Here is a 16,359-nt window from a genome sequence, read left to right as displayed (position 1 = left end):
GATGCGCAAGGTTCTGATCGTCGGTGCCGGGCAGTCGGGGTTGCAGCTGGCCTTGAGCCTGCTGTCCCACGACTACGACGTCACGGTGATGTCGGCGCGGACGCCGGACGAGATCCGCTCCGGCAAGGTGATGTCGACCCAGTGCATGTTCCATTCGGCTTTGCAGCACGAGCGGGACCACAAGCTGAACCTGTGGGAGGACGAGACCGTCAAGGTCGAGGGACTCGGCGTTTCCATCGCCGGCCCGGATTCCAGCCGCGTGCTGGACTGGTTCGGGCCGTTGGAGCACTACGCGCAATCGGTCGACCAGCGGGTGAAGATGGCGGCCTGGCTGGAACTGGTGGAGGACCGCGGCGGCAAGGTCGTCATCCACGGCGTCACCACCTCGGATCTGGCCCCGCTGGCGAAGCTGTACGACCTGGTGGTCATCGCGGCGGGCAAGGGCGAACTGGTCCAGCTGTTCGACCGGATCCCGGAGCGTTCGCCGTACACCGAACCCCAGCGCGCGCTTTCGCTGGCGTACGTGCACGGGCTGGAGCGCCGGCCCGAGCATCCGGACAAGGCGGCGGTGCGGTTCAACATCATCCCCGGTGTGGGTGAACTGTTCATGATCCCCGCGTACACGCTGAGCGGGAACTGCGACATCCTGTTCTTCGAGGGGATTCCCGGCGGCCCGCTCGACTGCTGGGACGACCGGCCGACGCCGCAGCAGCATCTCGACCGCATCCTGTCGTTGATGAAGCAGTTCCTCCCGTGGGAGTACGAACGATCACGGAACGCAGTGCTGACCGACGACAAGGCGACGCTGGCGGGCGGGTACACCCCGGTCGTGCGGAACGCGGTCGGCAAACTGGGCTCGGGGACCGCGGTGCTCGGCATGGCCGACGTCGTGGTGGCCAACGACCCGATCACCGGCCAGGGCTCGAACAACGCGAGCCACTGCGCGGCGTCCTATCTGGACTCGATCCTCGAACGCGGGGACAAGCCGTTCGACGAAGAGTGGATGACCGCGTCGTTCGAGAAGTACTGGGAGTACGCCCAGCACGTCACGACCTGGACGAACGCGATGCTGCAGCCGCCGCCTCCGCACGTGCTCCAGATCATCGGCGCGGCGGGGGAGAACCCCGCCGTGGCGAAGCGGTTCGCGAACGGGTTCTCCGATCCGACCGATTTCCAGCACTGGTTCCTCGATCCGGCGAAGGCGGAGAAGTACCTGGCCGAGGCCTGATTCCGGTAGCGCGACAGTCCCGCGTCCGAGTGTGCGGGACTGTCGCGGTGCGCCGTTTCGGGCTACCGTTGTCACCGTGCGTGAGTACGGTCGGTGACGGCAGCGGAGGTGCGGCTCGATGCGTTCGATGTGGAAGGGCTCGGTGTCCTTCGGGCTGGTGAGCATCCCGATCCAGCTCTACGCGGCCACCGAGAACAAGAACGTCTCGCTGCGCCAGGTGCACGAGGCCGACGGCGGTCGCATCCAGTACAAGCGGTTCTGCACGATCGACGGCGAGGAAGTGCCCTACGCCGAGATCGCCAAGGGGTACGAACTGCCCGACGGCGAGATGGTCGTGCTCACCGACGAGGACATGTCCGAACTGCCGCTGGCGTCGTCACGGGCGATCGACGTGCTCGAGTTCGTACCGCTGGAGTCCATCGACCCGATCCAGTTCGACAAGACCTACTACCTCGAACCGCAGAAGAACGCCGTCAAACCGTACGTGGTCCTGCGTGACGCGCTGCAGAAGGCGAGCCACGTGGCGGTCGCGAAGGTCGCCATCCGGCAGCGGGAGACGCTCGCGATCCTGCGGGTGCACAGCGACGTCCTGACGATGACGACGATGCTGTGGCCCGACGAGGTCCGCGTCCCGGATTTCGGTTTCCTGCACGACGATCCGCCGCAGGTGCGGCCGCAGGAACTGACGATGGCCGGCTCGCTGATCGACTCGCTGTCGGAGCCGGTGTTCGAGCAGGACAAGTACACGGACTCCTACCGCGAGGCGCTGGAGGCCATGATCGAGGCCAAGGTCGCGGGGAACGAGACGACCAAGCCGAAGGCCGTCGGCGCGAAGGCCGACGTCGTCGACCTCATGGAGGCCTTGCAGGCCAGCGTGAGCGAGGCGAAGAAGAGCAGGAAGCCGTCGACGGCCAAGAAGGCCACCGCGGCGAAGAAACCCGCGTCCGGCAAGCGAACCCCGAAGAGCGCCTGACCATCCTTTGTGGACTGTTGTGCCCGGCGTCACCCCGCCGGGTGCCGCGACACGCCGCGCGTATGCCAGGATCTGTCGTCCCTCGGTGGTAGTAAGGCAATCGAGGAGAACTTTCCTGAACGCGGGAGGCGGTATGAGCATGGAGTGCGCGTTCTGCGCCGTCGGACTCGACCACTGCCACGGCACCCTGGTGGTCCACCTCGACGGTGGCTTCACCGAATGCAGCGAAGACGGCTGCGTCGACTTCGACTTCGCGCGGCACACGCTGACGATCGACTGTTTCGACGTCGACGGCGGCTGCTCGTGCGCGGAGGTTTCGACCCAGATGCTGCTGCGGGCTTCTTGACCGGCGGCCAATACACCAATCCGGCCCGATCCGGGTGATCGCGACCGATTGCCACTCGAAGGTGTAGGCGTTCGTGTACATCGCGGCCGGGAATGTGTTAACTATGACGGGGTCCTCCGGCTCTCCCTCCCCCTCGGAGCCGGGGGACCCCTTCATGTCACGGTTTTCCTGTCACGGCGCTTCCTTCGCGGTGTCGTGGATCGAAGCGCCGTCGCAGGCGCACACCGCGTCCCAGACCCCGTCTCCGTCCGCGTAGTCACGCGCGGGAAGGGCGCCCAGCGGCCCGAGCACCTCGTCGCCCGCTCCGGCCGCCGCGGCGGCCCGCAGGAGTTCGTCACGTCCGCACGGATAACGCGCCTCCGTCAAGTACGGGCGCGGGTCTGTTCCTGCCATCGGCTCTCCCTCCTTCTCCTCGTCCGGGGCGGATACCCGGTGGACGGAGAACGGAAACAGCCCGGGCACCCGGCGTGAGGGGAACGCCGGGTGCCCGGGCTGTTTCAGGACCGGCACCGGGGGGCTCGGTACCGGTTTCGGTCCGGTGCTCAGTACCAGTGGGCGCGACCGCCGATGGCCTTCCCGGTGTTCCCGAGAACGGCCAGGATGATGCCGATGACCGCCAGCGCGATCCCGATCGAGTACAGGACGGGAATGCTGGCGATGACACCGACGACAATCAGGATGACGCCGAGAATGATCACGGGAACACCTTCTCCTTCGTAGTCGCCCGGCCCGAGTGCTGCCGGGGTGTGGCTACGCAAGGGATTCCCGCCCCGAAAACGCGAGAAACAGGTCCATCCGGCCGAAGTTTTCACGCATTCGGCCTAACGGTGGCTTGTGCGCCGGGCGCCAGGTGTGTGCCAGCTCCCTCAAGGAGGGCCGGATTTGTACATCTACGTCTGTCCTGTGCGTGAGCGGGATTCGCTCCGTTCCACACTGGCCCGAGCGTTGTCGATGAAGGATTTGGGACGTTCACTGTCCCGAATCCTTCATCAACGAATCCAAACGTGGAGAAGCCAGGACGTACAACGCCCGAGCCCTCAGGTTCGACCCGCACCAGTGGGTAAGCAAACAAGTCCGTGAAGGCCTCCTTGAGGGACCCAGGGGCCCTCAAGGAGGCCTTCACGGACCTGTGGGTCGGTGCAAGCGCCCCATCGGTGCCAGTGGTCACAGCGGCGGCGCGTGAAGGCCCCCTTCACTGCGTCTGGCGCAAGGAAGGGGGCCTTCATGTACTGCGACTCACAGGGAGTGAAGGGCTCAGTACCGGTAGTGGTCCAGCTTGTACGGACCTTCGACGTCCACGCCGATGTACTCGGCCTGGCGCTTGGTCAGCTTGGTCAGCCGGACACCCAGCGCATCCAGGTGCAGGCGGGCCACCTTCTCGTCGAGGTGCTTCGGCAGCACGTGGACGTCGGTGGCGTACTCACCGGGCTTCGTGAACAGCTCGATCTGCGCGATCGTCTGGTTGGTGAAGGAGTTCGACATCACGAAGCTCGGGTGGCCGGTCGCGTTGCCGAGGTTCATCAGCCTGCCCTCGGAGAGCACGATGATCGAGTGCGCCTCGCGGTCCGCCGTCGCGGGGAAGACCCACTCGTGCACCTGCGGCTTGACCTCGATCTTCTGGATGCCCGGGATCTTCGCGAGGCCCGCCATGTCGATCTCGTTGTCGAAGTGGCCGACGTTCGCGACGATCGCGTTGTGCTTCATCTTGGCCATCTGGTCGGCCATGATGATGTCGAAGTTGCCGGTGGTGGTGATGAAGATGTCGCCGCGCTCGACGACGTCGTCGAGTTCCACGACGTCGAGGCCCTCCATCGCCGCCTGCAGCGCGCAGATCGGGTCGATCTCGGTCACGACCACGCGCGCGCCCTGGCCGCGCAGCGATTCCACCGCGCCCTTGCCGACGTCGCCGTAGCCGCAGACGACCGCGACCTTGCCCGCGATCATCACGTCGGTGCCGCGGTTGAGACCGTCGATGAGCGAGTGGCGGATGCCGTACTTGTTGTCGAACTTCGACTTCGTCACCGAGTCGTTCACGTTCATCGCCGGGAAGAGCAGCTCGCCTTCCTTGGCGAGCTTGTAGAGCCGCTTGACGCCGTTGGTGGTCTCCTCGGTGACGCCGCGGACCTCCTTGGCGATCCGGGTGAACCGGCCGGTGTCGCGGCTGAGGCTTTCGCGCAGGGTCTCCAGGACGAGGCCGTACTCCTCGCCGTCCTCCTCGGTCGCCTGCGGGACGGCGCCCGCCGCCTCGAACTCGACGCCCTTGTGGATCAGCAGGGTCGCGTCGCCGCCGTCGTCCAGGATCATGTTCGGGACTCGGCCGTCACCGAAGTCGAAGAGCTGGTCGGTGCACCACCAGTATTCGGCGAGCGTCTCGCCCTTCCACGCGAACACCGAGGAGCCCGAGGGGTTTTCGACGGTGCCGTTCGGGCCGACGACGACGGCCGCGGCGGCCTCGTCCTGCGTGGAGAAGATGTTGCAGGACACCCAGCGCACCTCGGCGCCCAGTGCGACGAGCGTCTCGATCAGCACGGCGGTCTGGACGGTCATGTGCAGCGAACCCGCCACCCGGGCGCCCTTCAGCGGCTGCGAGTCGGCGTATTCGCGGCGCAGCGCCATCAAGCCGGGCATCTCGACCTCGGCGAGGCGCAGCTGCTTGCGGCCGGCCTCGGCGAGGGAAAGGTCGGCGACGGCGAATTCGATCCCGTTGACCTTGGACAGGGTGGGGCTCACTGGTTCTCCATTCATCGAGGAAGGCAGGGCGGAGCGGTCCTTCTCGCCGGTGGCGGGAAGGACGGTGTCAGTACGGGGGTTCAGCGCACGGCCTCGACGACGAAGGCCGGAAAAGGGTTCTGACGCAAGAAAGGCACCTCCACAGTGGGAGGCGCCCTTACGTCTGTCGCGGCGGGCCGAGCGTGGCGGAAGAATTCCGTCGCAGCGCCTCTCGACCCGGAACCAGGATGGCAAAGCGCCGCGAGAGCTGTCAAGGCGACGCGGGTGTGCCGAATTCGGCGCGGACGCCGAGCAGCCGGACCGGCCTGCCGAGGTCGAACATGCCGAGCACGGCCAGCGCCGCTTTTTCGATTTCGACTGGGTCGGAGGTCGGTGCGGGCAGGGTCACGCTGTGCGTATGGGTCTGGAACGGGGCGAACCGGACCTTGACCGCTACCCGCGCGGCGGGCCTGCTTTCCTCGGCGACGTCCTGTGAGACCCGTTTCGCGAGTGCGGCGACCTCGGCGGCCATGACCTCGGGATCGGTGAGATTCCGCTGAAAAGTCGTCTCGCGGCTACGGGACCGTGCGACATAGGGCGTCGCGGTGACTTCGGCGTCGCCGAGCCCGCCGGCGAGGATCCGGTACCACGGGCCGAGCTTCGGGCCGAACCGGGCCGCGAGGTCCGCCGGATCGGCGCCCGCCAATTCCAGCACGGTGTGATAGCCGGCCTCGGCGAGCTTCTTCGTGGTCTTGCCGCCGATGCCCCAGAGCGCGTCCGTCGGCTTTTCGGCCATCACCTCCCACCAGTTGTCCTGGACGAGACGGAAGATCCCCGCCGGTTTGGCGAAGCCGGTGGCGAGTTTGGCGCGCAGCTTGTTGTCCCCGATGCCGACCGAGCAGGAGAGCCCGGTCTCGTCGGCCACTTCCCGGCGGATGTCGGCGGCGAGTGCTTCGGGATCGGCGGTGGTGACGCCGAGGAACGCTTCGTCCCAGCCGAGCACCTCGACGACCACGGGGAATTCCCGCAGTGTCGCCATCACCCGATCGGAGACTTCTTGGTACGCGGGCGCGTCCGTGGCGAGGAAGATCGCGTCAGGACAGCGTTTCGCGGCGGTTCGCAACGGCATCCCGGACCGGATGCCGAACTCCCGCGCCTCGTACGACGCCGTCGCCACCACGGCCCGTTCGGTCGGATCGCCCGTGCCGCCGACGACCACGGGCTTGCCGCGCAGCTCAGGCCGCCGGGAGACCTCGACCGCCGCGATGAACTGGTCGAGGTCGACGTGAAGGATCCACTCCCGGCCGGCCATGAGCCGACCTTAGGCCCGTTCTGCGATCTCGTCGCGCATCCGCTGCTCGTTCTCCTGCAGTTCGGGCGTGAAGTTCTCACCGAAATCCTCGGCTTCGAGGATCTTGCGGACCTCGAGCACGGTGTCGCCGGTCGGGGGAGTGGGGCAGCGCTTCGCCCACTCGATCGCTTCGGCGCGCGACGGGACATCGACGATCCAGAAGCCGCCGACGAGTTCCTTGGCTTCGGTGAACGGGCCGTCGGTGACGGTGGCCCCGGTGGCGCTGAGCGTGACCCGCGCGCCCTTCGAGCTCTCCTGCAGGCCCTCGCCGCCCACCAGCACCCCGGCGTCGAGCATCTCCTGGTTGAACTTCGCCATGGCGGTCAAAGCCTCCATCGGCGGCATCTTCCCGGCTTCGGAATCTTCGTCCGCCTTGATGATGATCATGAACCGCATGCGTCTTCCTCCCAGTGAACCGGACGTTTCGCCCGGACTCTACCGGTGGCGGGGAAGACGGTCAGTCGCGCCCGAGCCGGGACAGATGCGCGATCACCGCCGCGGTCACGGTGATCATCCCGGTCAGCAGGAGGGCCGGGCTGTTCAGCATCAAGCCCAGCAACATCAACAGGCCCGCGGTGATGTCGAGGCTCAGGAGGACGGCGAGCCGGAGGAGCGGGGGCCGGGCGGGCCTGCCGGCGCGGAGCCGGGCGGCCAGCGCCGGTTCGGTGAGCTCGAACCAGCGCTCGATCTTCTCCAGCTCTTGCCGATCATGATGGCTCAGCATCGGTTTCTCCTTCGGCGCGCCCCGGCCGTCGACAACCACGGAATACCCAGGAGCGGGGCTGGATAAGCATCGAATTTCGCTCCCGTTCGTATAACGACCTATACGCGAGGGCTAAGGAAGATCGATTTCGATCGAATGGTTGCGCCATTAGGGGTTTCGGCACGGGAAAAGATCGTCACGGAAGGGAGAGCTCGGTAGCTTCTGCGCCTGTGGCCAGGGTGGCCGCGGTTGCGCCATCTGGGAGGACCCGAGCGATGACGATGCCCACCGAACCGATCGGCAGCATTCCCCGGCCCGGCTATCTCATCGAGGCGCTCGGTGAGCACGCGGCGGGGCGGCTCGACGCCGACGGACTCGGCGAATTGCGCGAAAAAGCCCTCGTGGACACCATCAAGCGCCTGGAGGAGACCGGCTCCCCGGTCATCACCGACGGGGAACAGGGCAAGCCGAGCTTCGCCACGTATCCCTTGGCGGGCCTCACTTCGCTGGCGCCGGACGGCGTCGTGATCCCGTTCGCCGACGGGCACACCCGGCAGCTGCCGAGACTCACCGCCGGGCCGTTCCGCTATCAGGCGTACGCCGACGCTTATCTGCGTGAGGCGAAAAAGTATGCGACCAAACCGGTGAAGCAGGCGGTGATCGCGGCTTCGGCGATCAGTCTCGTCTATCCCGGTGAGGAATTGTCGGGATATGACAAAGAACAGTTCATCGCCGACCTGGTGAACGAAGCGGAGGCCGATATCCGCCGCAGTCTCGACGCGGGCGCGAACAGCGTGCAGATCGACTTCACCGAGGGCAGGTTGTCGCTGAAGCTTGATCCGTCGGGCGGCCTGCTCCAGTCCTTTGTGGACCTGAACAACGCGGTGTTGGACCGGTTCTCGGACGAGGAGCGGAAGAAGATCGGCGTGCACACCTGCCCCGGTGGGGACCAGGACTCCGTGCACAGCCTCGACGTCGATTACGCCGGACTGCTGCCGACGCTGTTCCAGCTGAAGGTCGGCAACGTCTACGTCCAGCTCGCCAGTGAGGCGGATCCCGAACGGGCGTTGCGCGTGATCGCCGAGCACGCGGGGCCGGACCAGCGGGTCTTCGTCGGCGTGACCGACCCGATCGACCCGAGGGTCGAAACCGCCGAGGAGGTCCGGGACCGGGTTCTGCAGGCGGCGCGATACCTCCCGCCGGAGCGGCTGGGCACCTGTGACGACTGCGGGTTCTCCCCGTTCGCCGACGACACCTCGACGTCACGGGACATCGCGTTCGCCAAGATCGCCGCCCGCGTCGAAGGGACGCGCCTCGCCGCCGAAGCGCTCTGACGCCGCGTGATGGGCGCCTTCGTCAGTTCTGGACCGCGACCCGGATGCCGAGTCCGACCAGGAAGGTGCCCATCACCGCGTCCATCATGCGCCGGACACGGCCGGAGCTGAAGAACCTCCGCAGCGAACCGACCAGCGTCGCGAGGACGAACGTCCAGACGACGGCCACCGTGGTGGCGAGGACGGCGAGCTGCAGGGTCTGCGCGGTCGAGGCCGAATGCGGGAGGAACTGGGGGATGAGCGCGAGGAAGAACATCGCGACCTTCGGGTTGAGCAGGTTGGTGAGCAGTCCCTGCCGGAACGCCTCCTTGGGCGCGATGACCGGGGCGACCTTGTCCTTGAGTTCGCTGTAGTCGCCGCGGCGTACCGCCAGCCAAGCCTTGACGCCGAGGAAGATCAGGTACGCGGCGCCGATCAGCTTCACCACGGTGAACGCGATCGCCGAAGCGGTGAGGATCGCCGCGACCCCGAGCGCGATCGCGACCACCCAGACGAAGACGCCGAGCGCGATGCCGAGTCCGGCGGAGATGCCTGCCTTACGCCCGCCGAGGATCGCGCTGCGGGTCACCACCAGGAAATCCGGGCCCGGTGCCATCGCGCCGAGCAGGCAGATCAGGACGAACGAGAGTGCGGTGGCCCCGGAGATCATGCTTCGATGCTATCCGGCTCGTCGATGTCCCTGGCCATCACGGCGCCCGGCACGTCCACGCCGTCGGGCGTCGTCACCGTCACCCGTTCGACCTCGGTGAAGCCGAACGCGAGGTACAGCGGGACGCCGGGCAGCGTCGCCGTGAGGGTGAGCGAGCTGAAGCCCTCCGCCTTCGCCGCGAGACGGCAGGACTCGAGGATCGCGCGCCCGAGCCCGCGCCGGGTCCAGTCGGCGCGGACGAACATGGCGCGCACCCGCGCCGGTTCGGTGGCCGGATCGAGGGGGCGGTCGTCGTCCGCCGCGTCACCCGCGCCGGCGTGCGTTCGGTTGCGCCTGCTCCAGCCCCCGCAGGCGACGATCTCGCCGTCGGCCTCGTGGACGAAGTAGGTGCCGTCTTCGATCAACCGCAGATCGAGGCTCGCGATATGTTCGGCCGCGCTCAAGGTCTGCCGCTCGTCGTAGAACCGGGGGAACAACTCCAGCACCGAGGCCCGCATCAGCGCCGAGATGGCGGGCGCGTCGGCGAGGGTGGCCGCCCGTTGTGGTGGCGTGTACGTCGTCATCCCGCGGAAGATAGCCAACGAAGGCGTCGTCGCCTATCGGATAATCCCGTGATGATCACCGACGACGGATGTGAGCTGTGGACCTCGGCGACCGGCCGGGGCGAACCGATCCTGTGCTGTCACGGCGGTCCCGGCCTGTGGGACATGTTCGGCACCCTCGACCTCGGTCCGCGATTCCGGTTGATCCGATGGGATCAGCGCGGTGCCGGGCGTTCGGAAGCGCGCGGCCCGTACACACTCCGACGGATGGTCGCCGACGTCGACGCCGTCCGGGAAGGGCATGGCCTCGACCGTGTCCCGGTGCTCGGGCATTCGTGGGGTGCGCACCTCGCTCTCCTGTACGCGCTCGCGCACCCGGAACGAGTGAGCGCGCTCGTTTACGTGTCGGGGGTCGGCCTCGGGCACGAATGGCACGCGGAGTTCCAGCGGAATTTCGAGCGAGTGCTGGGGGAGGAGCTCCGCGGGGAAGGCCGTGAACGCGCGGTACGGCAATGGGCCGCCGATTTCGTCACCGACGGCGAGCGCCATGCCGAAGCGATGGCGACGCCTTGGTTCCCGGTCAACTACGAGGCGAACGCGGCCTTGAGCGAGGAGATGCGGACGGTGCCGGAGACGGAACTCGTCTCGGCCTGCCGGTCGCTGCGGGTGCCGACGCTGATCGTGGACGGGATGGCGGACAACCGGCCACGGTGGGCCGTCGACTCGCTGGAGCAGGCGCTGCCTTCGGTGACCCGGGTGCGGTTCGACGGGGTCGGGCACGTGCCTTGGCTGGAGGCGCCTGCCGAGTTCCGGGCCGCCGTGACCGATTTCCTCGCAGACCTCGTGAGTGGTAAGGGCGGTTAGAACCGTCCTTACCACTCACGAGACGCGGGCAATTCCCGTCCTGGTCAGGCCTTGGTGATCGGCTGCTGCAGTTCGGTGACCCACTGGTCCCCGTCGTCCGGGCACTCGAGGTAGAACTCCCGCGCCGGGCCGTTCGCGCGGTAGCCGTGCGCGTCGACCCATTTCGCCAGTGCCTGGTAGCTGGAAAGCACGGTCTCCATCGAGCCGCGGTGCAAAATCGTCGCCGCGGTTTCGACCGCGGCGAGGCGGACGGTCGAGAATCCTTCGGTGCCGTCGGTTTCGGCCGAGATCGGGACGGCGGCGTGGATCAGCACCCGCTCGCCGTCGGCGTCGTCTTCGTAGTAGGCGATGAGCGGTCCGGACGGCGTGATCGGGCCGAGTGCGCCGAACAGGTCCTTGTAGAGCCCTTGCACGATAGGCCCGATCTCGTCGTTCACGTATCCGCCCGCCGTCCCGGTGAGCTCGGCGACGCGCACCGCGGGGAGGCTTTTGACGACGACGTCTTCGGAAGGCATGGTTCCCTCGCTTTCGATCGACCGGAGCCTCGCTTCGACGGCCTTGAGCCGCGCCTCGTCGGCCGCGATGGCCGCTTCGAGGTCGGCACGCCGCAGCCGCAGCATTCCGCGCAACTCTTCGACGCCGATCTCCGCGTCGAGGATCTCCTGCACCTGGGTGAGCGTGAAGCCGAGGTCCTTGAGCGCGATCACCCGGTTGAGCCGGGCCAGCTGGTCGCCGGTGTAGGACCGGTAGCCGCTGAACGGGTCGACGTGGGCGGGCCGCAGCAGCCCGATGGCGTCGTAGTGACGCAGCATCCGGACCGACACCCGGCCGTGCTTGGCGAAGTCTCCGATACTGAACATGGTCCTCCCACCAGACAGCCTGACACGGTGTCACAGTCAACGGTCACCGCACGAGCCGGAAGAACGAACGCACCTCCTCGGTGAACACGCCCGGCTGCTCGAACGCCCCGAAGTGGCCGCCCCGGTCCAGTTCGTTCCAGTACCGGATGTCGGTGAACCGGCGTTCGGCCCACCGGCGCGACGGACGCGGGATCTCGCGCGGGAAGACCGAACAGCCCGTCGGCACGGCGATCGTGTCCATAGTGGATTCGGAGAACCAGCCCGACACCTCGGCGAAACTCTCCCAGTACAGGCGGGCGGACGACGCGCCGGTGCCGGTCAGCCAATACAGCGTGATGTCGTCGAGCATCGCGTCCCGGCTCAGCGCGTTCTCCGGATGGCCGTCGCAATCGGTCCACGCCTGGAACTTCTCGACGATCCACGCGCACAACGCCACTGGCGAGTCGGTCAGGGCGTAACCGATCGTCTGCGGCCTCGTCGCCTGCTGGATCGCGTAACCCGAACCGTCCGCCTTGGCGCCCTCGAGGTCGTCGAGCGATTTCCGTTCCGACTCCGTCAGGTCGTCGAACGTCGCCGGATCCGGCGCGGCCAGCGGCGGGGTGAGGTGGATTCCCGCCAGCCGTTCCGGCGCCTTCCGCCCCATGAGCGTGGTGATGCTGGTGCCCCAATCGCCGCCCTGGGCGCCGAAGCGCTCGTAGCCCAGGCCGTCCATGAGGTGGATCCACGCGTCGGCGATGCGCTGGATCGACCAGCCGGCGCGGGCGGGTTTGTCGCTGAAACCGTACCCGGGCAGCGAAGGGACGACGACGTGGAAGGCGTCCGCCGCGTTCCCGCCGTGGGCGACCGGATCGGTGAGCGGGCCGAGCACGTCGAGGAATTCGAAGACCGAACCCGGCCAGCCGTGGGTGAGGATCAGCGGCAGCGCGCCGGGATGCGGGGAGCGGACGTGCAGACAGTGGATGCCGAGTCCGTCGATCTCGGTTCGGAACTGGGGGAACGCGTTGAGCCGGGACTCCGCGGCCCGCCAGTCGTACGTATCGGCCCAGTACGAGCACAGCTCGCGCAGGTACGCGGCGGGAACGCCTTGAGACCAGTCGTCGACGGTCTCGTCCTCGGGCCAGCGGGCGCGACGGAGCCGGTCGCGGAGGTCTTCGAGATCGGCCTCCGGGATCCGGGCTCGGAAGGGCGTGGTGTCCATGTCGGCCGACGCTAACGAGGGGGTCCGACAGTTCGTGGACTTCCGGCGGGACGAGTAACCCCGAACGACCACCTGCCCGCTGCCGGTATACCGCCCGTTGACCTGGACAGGTCAGCGGGCTATTCTCGATATACGAAAGAAAGTTTCCGCAGAGCGAAATTGCAGAGGTTTCGATGGCTGATCTTGCCGGTTCGCGTCACGCACTGCACTACGTGCTGAACCTGTCGCTCGTCTTCACCGAGTTGCCGCTGCTCGACCGTGCGGAGGCGGCGCGCGCCGCGGGCTTCACCGCGGTCGAGTACTGGTGGCCGTTCGAGACGCCGGAGCCGGCCGCCGCCGAGGTCGACGCGTTCGTGGCGTCGGTCGAGCGGGCGGGTGTCGCGGTGACCGGGCTGAACTTCTTTCCCGGCGACATGGCGGGTGGTGATCGTGGCCTGGTCACCTGGCCCGGTCGCGAGGACGAGTTCGCCCGCGGCATCGCCTCCGCGATCGACCTCGGCGAGCGGCTCGGCTGCCGCCGGTTCAACGCGCTCTACGGCAACCGGATCGACGGCGCGGATCCGGCCGCCCAGGACAAGCTCGGCTTGTCGAATCTGGCGCTCGCGTCGGACGCGGCCGCGCGGATCGGCGCGGAGATCGTCCTCGAGCCGTTGTCGGGAGCGGAGAAGTACCCGCTCAAGACCGCGGACGACGTACTGAAGGTGCTCGACGAACTCGGGCGGGACAACGTGAAGCTGCTGGCCGACCTCTACCACCTGGCGGTCAACGGTGACGACCTCGACACGGTCACGACCGTCCACACCGGACGGATCGGCCATGTGCAGATCGCCGATGCCCCAGGGCGCCACCAGCCGGGGACCGGAACGCTGGACATCGAGGGATACCTGGAAAAGCTGCAGACGGCGGGCTACCGCGGGCAGGTCGGCGTGGAGTACAAACCCGACGGGCCGAGCGCGGATTCGCTGTCGTGGCTGCCTTTCGAACGAAGGGGACTGGCATGACCAAGCTGGGATTCATCGGCCTGGGGATCATGGGCGGGCCGATGGCGGGACATCTCGTCGCCGCCGGCCACGAGGTGAGCGGATTCGACACGAACGCCGACGCGCTCGCGAGGCTGGAGGCCGCGGGCGGCCGGGCCGCGAACGGGGTGACCGACGCCGTGGCGGACGCGGAAGTCGTCATCACCATGCTGCCGAACCACCCGCAGGTCGAGGCGGTCGTGCTGGCGGCGGGCGGGGTGCTGGAATCGGCGAAACCGGGCACGCTGCTGATCGACATGAGCACCATCCGCCCGGAGACCTCCATCGAGGTGGCCGAGCGGGCCGGGGAACGCGGGATCCGGGTGCTCGACGCGCCCGTTTCCGGCGGCCAGGCCGGGGCCGAGCAGGCTTCACTGTCCATTATGGTCGGTGGCGAGCGCGACGACTTCGCCGCCGGGCTCCCGATCCTGGAGGCGGTCGGCAAGACGATCGTGCACGTCGGGCCACACGGTGCCGGTCAGGTCGTGAAGGCCGCGAACCAGCTGGTCGTCGGCGGCACGTACGCGCTGATCGCCGAAGCCATCGTGCTGCTCGAAGCCTCGGGCGTGGACGCCGGTGTCGGCCTGGACGTCCTCGCGGGCGGCCTGGCGGGCAGCCGGATCCTCGAACTCAAGCGGAAGTCCATGGTGGCGCGGGAATTCGCGCCGGGCTTCCGGATCGATCTGCACCACAAGGACATGGGCATCGCGCTCGCCGCCGCCAGGCAGGCCGACGTCGCGCTGCCGCTCACCGGGCTGGTCGCCCAGCTCGTCGCCGCCGGACGGGCGATGGGCCACGGCTCGCTCGATCACTCCGCCCTGCTGAAGGTCGTCGAATCGCTGTCCGGCGCGGAAAACAAGGAGTGAGGAATGCCCAGAATCCCCGCCATGCAGGCCGTCGTCGACGTCCTGGTCAGTGAGGGCGTCGACACCGCTTTCGGGTGTCCGGGCGCCGCGATCCTCCCGCTGTACCACGCGATGCAGGACAGCGGCATCGAGCATCTGATCGTGCGCCACGAGGAGGGCGCGACCCATATGGCCGACGGCTGGGCGAGGACCACCGGCAACGTCGGCGTCGCGATCGGCACCTCCGGGCCCGCCGGGACGAACATGATCACCGGCCTCTACACCGCGCAGGCCGACTCGATCCCGATCCTGTGCATCACCGGGCAGGCCGACTCGCGGAAGCTGCACACCGAGGCGTTCCAGGCCGTCGACATCGTCGAGATCGCCAAGCCGGTGACCAAATGGGCGGTTCAGGTCAAGGAAGCGGCCCAGCTGCCGTGGGTGTTCCGGGAGGCGTTCCGCATCGCGCGGTCCGGCCGTCCCGGACCGGTGCTGATCGACCTGCCGATCGACGTCCAGCGGCAGGAGATCGAATGGGACTCCAGCATCGACTCGCCGCTCCCGGTCATCAGGGCGACGCCGTCCCCGGCCAGGGTCGAGCGGGCGCTGGACCTGCTCCTGGCCGCCGAGCGGCCGCTGATCCTCGCGGGCGGCGGCGTCGTGCTCGGCGACGCGAGCGACCGGCTGCGGACCGCGGCGGAACTACTCGGCGTCCCGGTCGGCGTGACGTTGATGGGCAAGGGGAGTTTCCCCGAGGACCACGAACTGTTCGCCGGCATGGCGGGTATCCAGACCTCGCAGCGCTGGGCGAACGCGGCCTTCCTCGAGGCGGATCTGGTGCTGGCGCTCGGTGCGCGGTTCGGTGACCGGCACACCGGTGACCTCGACGTCTACCGGGGGAACCGGAAGTTCATCCACGTCGACATCGAGCCGACCCAGCTGGGCAAGGTGTTCGGACCGGACCTCGGCATCGTGTCGGACACGGGTGCCTTCCTGGACGCGCTGATCGAGGCGGCGTCGAAGCGTTCCCCGGCACGGGATCGCGCGTGGCCGCGGCGCATCGGCGAACTCAGGCAGAGCCTGCCGCGGCGCGAGGACTTCGAGGACACGCCGATCAAGGCGCCCCGGGTGTTCAAGGAGATCAACGAGTTCTACGGCGAGGACGCCTACTTCGTCACCGCGATCGGGCTCTACCAGATCTGGTCAGGGCAGTTCCAGCGCGCGCACAAGCCGCGGCACTACCAGGTGTGCGGCCAGGCCGGCCCGCTCGGCTGGGAGATCCCGGCGGCGATCGGTGTCAAGAAGGCGAAACCGGAGGCCGAGGTCGTCGGCGTCGTCGGGGACTACTCGTTCCAGTTCCTGGTCGAGGAGCTGGCGGTGGCCGCGCAGTACGACGTCGGGTTCGTGCTGATCATGTTGAACAACGAGTACCTCGGGCTCATCCGGCAGGCCGAAACCGGCTACGAGATGAACTTCGAGGTCGACATCCACTACGACAAGATCGGCACGGACAACGTGAAGGTCATGGAGGCCTACGGCTGCTCCGGCACTCGCGTCACCGAGCCGGGCGAGATCCGGGCTTCGCTGGAGTGGGCGCGCAAGGAGGCCGAGCGGACCTCGCGGCCGGTGCTGGTGGAGATCATGATCGAACGCGAAGGGAACGCCGCGATGGGCAAGGCGCTCGACAGCGTCGTCGAGTTCGAGCCGATCGCGGGCTGAACGACGGTGTCCCGGCGGC

General features: G+C 67.8%; 18 protein-coding genes. 8 read left to right on the top strand and 10 right to left on the bottom strand.

The features are described from left to right. The first annotated feature begins 1 nt into the window (after window position 1). The 3 genes from ED92_RS16440 to ED92_RS16430 all read left to right on the top strand — a co-directional run bounded on the left by ED92_RS16440 (window position 2) and on the right by ED92_RS16430 (window position 2,547). A complete protein-coding gene (locus ED92_RS16440; protein ID WP_016334729.1) occupies window positions 2-1,228 on the top strand; it encodes a styrene monooxygenase/indole monooxygenase family protein in 1,227 nt (408 codons plus the stop codon). A gap of 118 nt (window positions 1,229-1,346) precedes the next feature. Further along, on the top strand, window positions 1,347-2,201 hold the full coding sequence (locus tag ED92_RS16435) for a Ku protein (protein WP_037338871.1): 855 nt from the start codon (window positions 1,347-1,349) through the stop codon (window positions 2,199-2,201). Window positions 2,202-2,334: 133 nt separating this feature from the next. Beyond that, window positions 2,335-2,547 (top strand): hypothetical protein, encoded by a 213-nt coding sequence (locus ED92_RS16430; RefSeq protein WP_081975812.1) that lies wholly within the window; start codon window positions 2,335-2,337, stop codon window positions 2,545-2,547. Window positions 2,548-2,718: 171 nt separating this feature from the next. Here the strand turns inward: ED92_RS16430 and ED92_RS16425 are convergent, their stop codons facing one another. From ED92_RS16425 to ED92_RS16405, 6 genes are all read right to left on the bottom strand, one after another. After that, window positions 2,719-2,940: a DUF2795 domain-containing protein gene (locus ED92_RS16425; protein WP_037340145.1), complete on the bottom strand. Its 222-nt coding sequence runs from the start codon at window positions 2,938-2,940 to the stop codon at window positions 2,719-2,721. 149 nt (window positions 2,941-3,089) lie between these two features. After that, a complete protein-coding gene (locus ED92_RS43005) occupies window positions 3,090-3,245 on the bottom strand; it encodes a DUF6131 family protein (RefSeq protein WP_007034891.1) in 156 nt (51 codons plus the stop codon). Between the two features lie 556 nt (window positions 3,246-3,801). Next, complete coding sequence (gene ahcY, locus ED92_RS16420) at window positions 3,802-5,277, bottom strand: adenosylhomocysteinase (protein WP_037338867.1); 1,476 nt, start codon at window positions 5,275-5,277, stop codon at window positions 3,802-3,804. Between the two features lie 250 nt (window positions 5,278-5,527). Then, entirely contained in the window at window positions 5,528-6,568 is a 1,041-nt protein-coding gene (locus ED92_RS16415) for a DNA polymerase IV (protein ID WP_037338866.1), read from the bottom strand. 9 nt (window positions 6,569-6,577) lie between these two features. Beyond that, the gene (locus tag ED92_RS16410; RefSeq protein ID WP_037338865.1) at window positions 6,578-7,003 is read right to left on the bottom strand and encodes a YciI family protein; all 426 of its coding nucleotides are present in this window, start codon (window positions 7,001-7,003) and stop codon (window positions 6,578-6,580) included. A 61-nt stretch (window positions 7,004-7,064) separates the two neighbouring features. Continuing rightward, a complete protein-coding gene (locus ED92_RS16405; RefSeq protein WP_037338864.1) occupies window positions 7,065-7,331 on the bottom strand; it encodes a DUF3040 domain-containing protein in 267 nt (88 codons plus the stop codon). Window positions 7,332-7,585: 254 nt separating this feature from the next. On the opposite strand from ED92_RS16405, the gene ED92_RS16400 reads away from it, so the two are divergent. Further along, complete coding sequence (locus ED92_RS16400; protein WP_037338863.1) at window positions 7,586-8,644, top strand: cobalamin-independent methionine synthase II family protein; 1,059 nt, start codon at window positions 7,586-7,588, stop codon at window positions 8,642-8,644. Window positions 8,645-8,666: 22 nt separating this feature from the next. Here the strand turns inward: ED92_RS16400 and ED92_RS16395 are convergent, their stop codons facing one another. Together ED92_RS16395 and ED92_RS16390 are read right to left on the bottom strand one after the other, a co-directional pair. Further along, entirely contained in the window at window positions 8,667-9,293 is a 627-nt protein-coding gene (locus tag ED92_RS16395; RefSeq protein WP_037338861.1) for a LysE family translocator, read from the bottom strand. Further along, window positions 9,290-9,856: a GNAT family N-acetyltransferase gene (locus ED92_RS16390; protein ID WP_037338858.1), complete on the bottom strand. Its 567-nt coding sequence runs from the start codon at window positions 9,854-9,856 to the stop codon at window positions 9,290-9,292. The genes ED92_RS16395 and ED92_RS16390 overlap by 4 nt, the downstream gene beginning before the upstream one ends. Before the next feature lie 51 nt (window positions 9,857-9,907). On the opposite strand from ED92_RS16390, the gene ED92_RS16385 reads away from it, so the two are divergent. Further along, window positions 9,908-10,699, top strand: coding sequence for an alpha/beta fold hydrolase (locus ED92_RS16385; protein ID WP_037338855.1), 792 nt, complete (start codon window positions 9,908-9,910; stop codon window positions 10,697-10,699). A gap of 44 nt (window positions 10,700-10,743) precedes the next feature. Here ED92_RS16385 and ED92_RS16380 read toward each other — a convergent pair whose 3' ends face one another. Together ED92_RS16380 and ED92_RS16375 are read right to left on the bottom strand one after the other, a co-directional pair. Beyond that, window positions 10,744-11,559, bottom strand: a complete 816-nt coding sequence (locus ED92_RS16380) for a MerR family transcriptional regulator (protein WP_037338852.1) — start codon at window positions 11,557-11,559, stop codon at window positions 10,744-10,746. Between the two features lie 43 nt (window positions 11,560-11,602). Further along, a complete protein-coding gene (locus ED92_RS16375; protein ID WP_037338849.1) occupies window positions 11,603-12,757 on the bottom strand; it encodes an epoxide hydrolase family protein in 1,155 nt (384 codons plus the stop codon). Window positions 12,758-12,930: 173 nt separating this feature from the next. On the opposite strand from ED92_RS16375, the gene ED92_RS16370 reads away from it, so the two are divergent. From ED92_RS16370 to gcl, 3 genes are read left to right on the top strand one after another with little or no spacing between them, the layout of a single operon-like run. Next, complete coding sequence (locus tag ED92_RS16370) at window positions 12,931-13,758, top strand: hydroxypyruvate isomerase family protein (RefSeq protein ID WP_037338845.1); 828 nt, start codon at window positions 12,931-12,933, stop codon at window positions 13,756-13,758. After that, window positions 13,755-14,642: a 2-hydroxy-3-oxopropionate reductase gene (locus ED92_RS16365; RefSeq protein WP_037338843.1), complete on the top strand. Its 888-nt coding sequence runs from the start codon at window positions 13,755-13,757 to the stop codon at window positions 14,640-14,642. Before ED92_RS16370 ends, ED92_RS16365 begins: the two co-directional genes overlap by 4 nt. Before the next feature lie 3 nt (window positions 14,643-14,645). Further along, a complete protein-coding gene (gene gcl, locus ED92_RS16360; RefSeq protein ID WP_081975811.1) occupies window positions 14,646-16,340 on the top strand; it encodes a glyoxylate carboligase in 1,695 nt (564 codons plus the stop codon). Window positions 16,341-16,359 lie beyond the last annotated feature (19 nt).

The sequence above is a fragment of the Amycolatopsis sp. MJM2582 genome (assembly GCF_000754115.1).
Classification (GTDB): Bacteria; Actinomycetota; Actinomycetes; order Mycobacteriales; family Pseudonocardiaceae; genus Amycolatopsis; species Amycolatopsis japonica.
This window is presented reverse-complemented; position numbering and strand designations above follow the sequence as displayed.

Bases quoted from the DNA above. Each gene is read 5' to 3' on its own strand.
- ED92_RS16440 (WP_016334729.1), top strand. From the start codon at position 2: ATGCGCAAGGTTCTGATCGTCGGTGCCGGGCAGTCGGGGTTGCAGCTG.
- ED92_RS16435 (WP_037338871.1), top strand. From the start codon at position 1,347: ATGCGTTCGATGTGGAAGGGCTCGGTGTCCTTCGGGCTGGTGAGCATC.
- ED92_RS16430 (WP_081975812.1), top strand. From the start codon at position 2,335: ATGAGCATGGAGTGCGCGTTCTGCGCCGTCGGACTCGACCACTGCCAC.
- ED92_RS16425 (WP_037340145.1), bottom strand. From the start codon at position 2,940: ATGGCAGGAACAGACCCGCGCCCGTACTTGACGGAGGCGCGTTATCCG.
- ED92_RS16415 (WP_037338866.1), bottom strand. From the start codon at position 6,568: ATGGCCGGCCGGGAGTGGATCCTTCACGTCGACCTCGACCAGTTCATC.
- ED92_RS16410 (WP_037338865.1), bottom strand. From the start codon at position 7,003: ATGCGGTTCATGATCATCATCAAGGCGGACGAAGATTCCGAAGCCGGG.
- ED92_RS16405 (WP_037338864.1), bottom strand. From the start codon at position 7,331: ATGCTGAGCCATCATGATCGGCAAGAGCTGGAGAAGATCGAGCGCTGG.
- ED92_RS16400 (WP_037338863.1), top strand. From the start codon at position 7,586: ATGACGATGCCCACCGAACCGATCGGCAGCATTCCCCGGCCCGGCTAT.
- ED92_RS16395 (WP_037338861.1), bottom strand. From the start codon at position 9,293: ATGATCTCCGGGGCCACCGCACTCTCGTTCGTCCTGATCTGCCTGCTC.
- ED92_RS16390 (WP_037338858.1), bottom strand. From the start codon at position 9,856: ATGACGACGTACACGCCACCACAACGGGCGGCCACCCTCGCCGACGCG.
- ED92_RS16385 (WP_037338855.1), top strand. From the start codon at position 9,908: ATGATCACCGACGACGGATGTGAGCTGTGGACCTCGGCGACCGGCCGG.
- ED92_RS16380 (WP_037338852.1), bottom strand. From the start codon at position 11,559: ATGTTCAGTATCGGAGACTTCGCCAAGCACGGCCGGGTGTCGGTCCGG.
- ED92_RS16375 (WP_037338849.1), bottom strand. From the start codon at position 12,757: ATGGACACCACGCCCTTCCGAGCCCGGATCCCGGAGGCCGATCTCGAA.
- ED92_RS16370 (WP_037338845.1), top strand. From the start codon at position 12,931: ATGGCTGATCTTGCCGGTTCGCGTCACGCACTGCACTACGTGCTGAAC.
- ED92_RS16365 (WP_037338843.1), top strand. From the start codon at position 13,755: ATGACCAAGCTGGGATTCATCGGCCTGGGGATCATGGGCGGGCCGATG.
- gcl (WP_081975811.1), top strand. From the start codon at position 14,646: ATGCCCAGAATCCCCGCCATGCAGGCCGTCGTCGACGTCCTGGTCAGT.